5 protein-coding genes are annotated in these 5,930 nt (G+C 70.4%); 3 read left to right on the top strand and 2 right to left on the bottom strand.

Annotation, left to right across the window (positions count from 1 at the left end; all coding sequences use genetic code 11):
- Positions 1-1,129, bottom strand: a 1,129-nt coding sequence (locus JZ792_RS40515; protein ID WP_368858178.1) for a sacsin N-terminal ATP-binding-like domain-containing protein, incomplete at its 3' end; no start/stop codon positions are given.
- Positions 1,130-1,134: 5 nt separating this feature from the next.
- Positions 1,135-2,418, bottom strand: a complete 1,284-nt coding sequence (locus tag JZ792_RS43145; protein WP_308165646.1) for a DUF3027 domain-containing protein — start codon at positions 2,416-2,418, stop codon at positions 1,135-1,137.
- A 17-nt stretch (positions 2,419-2,435) separates the two neighbouring features.
- Between JZ792_RS43145 and JZ792_RS40525 the strand changes: the two genes are divergently transcribed.
- From JZ792_RS40525 to JZ792_RS40535, 3 genes are all read left to right on the top strand, one after another.
- Positions 2,436-3,209 (top strand): glutaminyl-peptide cyclotransferase, encoded by a 774-nt coding sequence (locus tag JZ792_RS40525; protein ID WP_216918201.1) that lies wholly within the window; start codon positions 2,436-2,438, stop codon positions 3,207-3,209.
- A 143-nt stretch (positions 3,210-3,352) separates the two neighbouring features.
- Entirely contained in the window at positions 3,353-5,203 is a 1,851-nt protein-coding gene (locus JZ792_RS40530) for an MFS transporter (RefSeq protein ID WP_216918203.1), read from the top strand.
- Positions 5,204-5,248: 45 nt separating this feature from the next.
- The gene (locus JZ792_RS40535) at positions 5,249-5,836 is read left to right on the top strand and encodes a DUF2771 domain-containing protein (protein ID WP_216918204.1); all 588 of its coding nucleotides are present in this window, start codon (positions 5,249-5,251) and stop codon (positions 5,834-5,836) included.
- The last annotated feature ends 94 nt before the right edge of the window (positions 5,837-5,930 follow it).

A 5,930-nucleotide genomic window follows, 5' to 3' on the forward strand; every position in this document is an offset into this window, starting at 1 on the left:
GGCGGGGGGCGGTGGCGACGACGGGGAGCCAGGCATTGTTGCGCAGTTCGGCGATGACGGCCTCGCGGAGGAGGGCGTCGACCTCGCCGCGCGCGAAACCGGGGGCGGGGACGAGGACGAGGCGGTCCAGGCGCGGCAGGGCCCTGGCGAAATCGGCGTATCCGGCGGCCAATTCGGCGATGCGCGCGCCGGGCAGCAGCCGCCTGCGGTCGGGTTGCATCGGGATGTCGGCGACCAGCAGGGCGGGCAGCGACAGATCCTCGTCGGAGCGGGTCGGCGCGCGCAGCACGTCGTCGGCGGCGGCCACCGGCCTGCCCTTGCGGACGGGAACCAGCCAGCGGGCGCGGGCGGTGCGGAACTGCCACCAGATCCGTGGCGCTTCGCCGTCGACCGTGATCCGCAGTTCCTGCAAGCCTTTGTCGAGATCGGTTACCGCACTGGTGATCTCGTCGTCACCGATCCGGATACTGTGCAGCGCGGGCAGTTCGAGCAGCAGATCGACCGCTTCGGCGCGCATGGACTCGACCAGCGCCCGCTCGTCCACCTCGTCACGCAACCGCAGCACGACCTCGGAATCCGCGCCGGGCGCGGGCGGATCGGCCAGCGGCCAGGTCAGGCGCAGGACCGGCGGCAGGAAACCGGGTTCGACATCGCCTGTACCCGGCGCGGTCTCACCCGGCATACGAATCCCGTTGTCACGCAGCGCGGCCCGGGTGCGTTCGCGCGAGAACGACAACGAGCCCGTGGTCGAACGCAATTCGATGTCGTCGCTGACCGAGAGGACAGCGGTGAAACCGACACCGAACCGGCCGACCGATACGTCGGGATCGACCTTGCCGGAGACCCGCAGCGCCGTCAGCGAGTGCACGCCCTCGATATCGAGGGGCGCACCGGTATTGGCGATCCGGAGTGTCCGCCCGTCCAGGCGCACCGACACGCGGCCCGGCACCCCCGCCTCGGCCGCGGCGTCGGCGGCGTTCTGGGCGAGTTCGGTCAGCAGTCGGTCACGGTATCCGGAGCGAACCAGATCCGCCTCGGTCGCCGCGTCCTCGCGCAACCTGGTCGGCGAATCCCGCCACGCCGTCAGCACCGCCGACCTCAATCGCTCCGACCCGAACGGATCGGCCACCTCGCTCAACTCTGCGGCGAGGAGTGGAAACGCGACGAATCCGCCTCGAGCGCAACGTCATCGGCGGATTCTTCACCCGCCTCGGACCGCTGTCGGCCCGGGTCCGCCGAACCGCCCGCACCGGACAGATCGCCAGGCGCGGCATCCTGCGTGGATCGCGCTCCGGTATCCCCCGACGAATCGTCTACGGCAGAGGCGATCTCGCCGTTGTCGGTACGCACGGTTTCGGTCGACGTCGTATCGCTCGACTCGGCCTCCGGCGAGGGCTCGACATCCGCCGAAGGAACGACATCCGTAGCAGGCGCGACACCTGTAGCGGCCGCAGCCTCCGTCGACGGCGCGAACCCGGACGGTGACGAGACAACGGCTGACGCCGAATCGGCCGAGGTCTCGGCGCCCTCGGTCGCGGTGATGTCACTCGACACGGACGCCGACCCAGTCGACGGAGAATCCCCGGGCGCGGTGTCGCTCACGACGACATCACCCGACGCGTTCGCGCCGGACGAGACATCGCCGTCCTCGTTCGCGGACCGAGCACGCGACGGTTCCACGGAAACAACGTCGTAGGCCGCGTCGTCGTACGCCTCGTACAGCGGCGAACCACCGCCGGTCGGCGCCTCCACGTCGGAATGCGCTCCGCACCCGTATTCGGTGTGGACCACGTGACCGTCCGCGCCCATCGCGTTACCGCAGACACCGAAGGCGGCGCGCAGGGCGCCCGCCAGCGGCACGTAGAAGCCGCAGAGTCCACAGGTGGACGGGGCGGCCCTGGCCATCTCGGTGTCGGGGCCGTAGGTGGTGTACCAGCGTTCGGCGGCTTCCTCGCGGCCCTCGAGGGAGAGGACCTTGGTGCGGCCGAGGCCGATGTCGAGCGCGACCTCGTCGACCACGGGATCGCCGGTCGCGATATAGCCGGGGACCAGGCGCGGATCGCCCGCGGGCGGGGCGAGCAGATCGCCCGGCGCGAGATCGCCGGGACGGACGCGCCGCTCCCACGGCACGAAATCGGGGGCGACGAGCGCCTCGGGGCCCGGCAGCAGCGCCGATTCGCTCACGGTCGCGTAGTCGGCGCCCGGCGGCGCGGCCACCACGACCGCCCACTGCCAGCCGCGATAGCCACGAAGGGTGGCCTCGAAGCGGTGCGTCGCGGCATTGTCGTCCTCGGCGGCGACGCCGAGATGTGCGCCGACCCCCGCTGGTTCCAACGCCAGGAGCGCACGACGGGCAACGTCCACGGCATCGGCCAGAATCGGCCGGACACCGGGCTCCGAAACAGAAACTGCGCTCACGGCCTACATTTTGCCGTATGGAACGCAATCGGCGTTCGTTGGCCGTCCCAGTCCTGGTCTGTCTGCTCGCGGTGGCAGGTTGCGGCGGTGTCGACGAGGAGCCTCCGCAGCTGCGCATCGAGGTCGTCGGCACCATGGCCCACGACACGAAGGCGTTCACCCAGGGGCTCGAAGTGGACGGGCGAGTCCTCTACGAAAGCACCGGAATGTCGGGCGAGTCGGGCGTACGCGCGACCGATCTGGAGACCGGCGCGGAGTTGGCGCGGGCCGAACTGCCCGCACCGTATTTCGGCGAGGGCGTCACCCGCGCGGGCGACACGCTGTGGCAGATCACGTGGAAGGACCATGTCGCCTTCGCCCGGGATCCGGTCACCCTCGCGGTGCGCCGACAGGTGACCTACGAGGGTGAGGGCTGGGGGCTTTGCACGAGGGCGGGCCGCCTGGTCATGAGCGACGGAACCGACACGCTCACCTTCCGCGATCCGGAGACCTTCGCGCCGACCGGAACCGTCACCCTGCGCGATCGCGGCGGCGCGCACCTCAACGAACTCGATTGCGCACAGGACGGTTCGGTCTACGCCAACGACTACCCGACCGACCGGATCCTGCGCATCGATCCCGACTCCGGCGAGGTGCTCGACGTCATCGACGCGCGGGGCCTGCTCTCGCCCACCGAACGCGCGCGAACCGACGTGATCAACGGCATCGCGCAGCTGCCGGGCACCGACCGGTTCCTCGTCACCGGCAAGTACTGGCCGACCGTGTTCGAAGTGCGTTTCGTGCCCGTCTGACCGGGATCGTGTTGCCGCACAACGCCGCAGCCACCGAATGTGTCCCGGGTCATCGGACGCGCCCCTCACACCGGACGCGACTTTCGCGACACTCACGCCAACGGCCTAAGACCGCCGCGGGCCGATGGTCCAGAATTGACGGTGTGACTACTCCCCGCGAACCCTCCGGTCCCGCCCGTGGTCCGTGGGACGGCGAGGAGCCCCCGATCGAACGGCACCCCGGTTTCGACCGGTATCCGCCCCCCAACGCCGCCGCGAACCGCAGACCGCTACCGCCACTGGACCCCGAACGCAACACCCGCCGCAGGCCGCCCGCGGCGGGCGAGCCGCGGCGCGCGCCCGATCCGCGCGCGGAGACCCGTCGCCTCCCCGCGACGGGTCGGGATGACGCCGCCGCACCGCGCAACGTCTTCCCCGGCAAGTCGGAGCCCGCGCGCGGGTCGGAGCAGCCCCGGCCCGCTCCGACGCGGCCGCTGGATCCGCCGACCGAGGAGAGCGCGCCCGACCCGCAACGGATGCCGCGCAAGCTGACGGTCACCAGGGTCGCCGCGATGCGCGGCCGGGAACTCACCGAGAAGGGTTTCGCGACCTTCCAGCGCGCCGCCAAGGCCGACGGCGCCGACAAATCCGGCCTGACCGCGCTCACCTACGCGACGATGGCCAATTTCGCCCTCGACGCCGCGATCGCCGTCGCGCTGGCCAATACGCTGTTCTTCGCGAGCGCGACCGCCGAGAGCAAATCTAAGGTCGCGCTGTATCTGCTGATCACCATCGCGCCGTTCGCGTTGATCGCGCCGGTGATCGGGCCGCTGCTGGATCGGCTGCAACGCGGCCGAAGGTTGGCTCTGGCGAGTTCCTACGCGGTCCGCGTGGTGGTCGCGGTGGTGCTGATCTTCCAGATCGATTCGTGGGCGCTGTATCCGCTCGCGCTGTGCATGATGGTCGGCAGTAAATCGTTCGCCGTCCTCAAGAGCGCGGTGACGCCGAGAGTGCTGCCACCCGATATCGATCTGGTGCGCACCAATTCCCGGCTGACCGTGTTCGGCCTGGTCGGCGGCACCATCGGCGCGGGCGCGCTGGCCGCGCTGGCCGCCTCGATCGCCGGGTCGACCGGAGCGCTCGTGCTCGCCGCGATCATCGCCGTCACCGGCGTCTATCTGAGTCTGCGCATCCCGAGCTGGGTCGAGGTCACCGAAGGCGAGGTGCCCACGACACTGAGCTATCGCGGCGACGATTCCACGACCGAGGTGCTCGCAGCGGGCGACCCGTCCGCGGTACCGCCGCGCAAACGCCGACAGCCGCTCGGCCGCGCCGTGGTCACCGGGCTCTGGGGTAACAGCGCTATTCGCGTACTGACCGGATTCCTGATGTTCTACGTCGCCTTCGTCGCCAAGGCCACCGGCGACGGCGGCTGGCACCAGGCCACCATGCTCGGCGTCGTCGGTGTGGCGGCGGCCGTCGGCAATTTCACGGGTAACGCGACCGGAGCGCGGCTCAAACTCGGCCGTCCGCAGTTGATCGTCCTCGGCTGCACCGCGGCGTGCACGGCGGTGTCGCTGTTCGCGGTGTTCACCGACAACCTGCTCGGCGCCGCGGTGGCGACACTGGTGGCCGCGGGCGCGAGCGCGCTGGCGAAGGTCTCGCTCGACGCGTCGATCCAGGACGATCTGCCGCCGGAGTCGATCGCCTCCGGTTTCGGTCGCTCCGAAACCGTGCTCCAGCTCAGCTGGGTGGTCGGCGGCGCGGCCGGTGTGCTGCTGCCGACCGAGTACTGGAAGGGTTTCGCGGTGGTCACCGGAATACTGGCCCTCGGCCTTATTCAGACCTTCGTGAGCTACCGCGGTCATTCCCTGCTGCCCGGCCTCGGCGGACACCGTCCGTTGCACGCCGAGCAGGAAGTGCCGACCGACCGTCACGAGGCCACCGAACCGCAGGCCGAACGGTCGACAACCACACGGATCCAACGAGGAACGGGAGAGCCCATCTGTGAGTGAGCGCAGCGAGCCGACGACGTGCGCCGCGGCAAGCGAGGCGAGGTCGTGACGAAGCCGAATACCCGCACAGTTCTCGCGCTGGTCGCGGCGGCACTGCTCGTCGTCGTGGCCACCACGGTGGCCGTGCTGGTGGTGACCGTCCGCGACGCGCCCGAGCACACCCCCGAGCTCACCGCCTACGCGAAGGGCCGCACCGTCGACGTGACCCCGTTCGCCTACTGCGCCGTCACCATGCGGGACTGCCAGGTTCTGCCCCGCAGCCCCTCCGACGCCGACGGCACGGTCTTCGCGGGCCTCCCCTGCGCCCCCGACGCGGCGCAGTGCAGGCAGGGCAGCACCGTCGACCTGGAAGTCCCCCCCGGCTACCCCTTGCAACTGTCACTGCCCAAGAAGGTCGCCGAGGCTCCCTGGCTCGCCCAACTCGTCTACGTGACCCCCACCGGCGAGAAACTCGACCAGGTGGTCAGCCGCCACGACTACCCCGAAGGCGCCCTGGCGATCACCATCGATTCCCGCCCCGCCCCCGACCTGCGCCTGATAGGCGTCGAACTGCAACTCCCGATCCTCGCGAGAGACGAAACGGGCCGCGAGTTCTACGTCCCCCACGCCGCCTGGTCGATCAGCACGGTCTGACCGGCGCACCCCCAACCACCACGCGCCGGACTCCCGCTCGCAGGCAACACGGCACACCCCATGCCGTCCGACTGGGATACACCGCCGGATCAAG

The organism is Nocardia noduli, assembly GCF_019038455.1.
Classification (GTDB): Bacteria; Actinomycetota; Actinomycetes; order Mycobacteriales; family Mycobacteriaceae; genus Nocardia; species Nocardia noduli.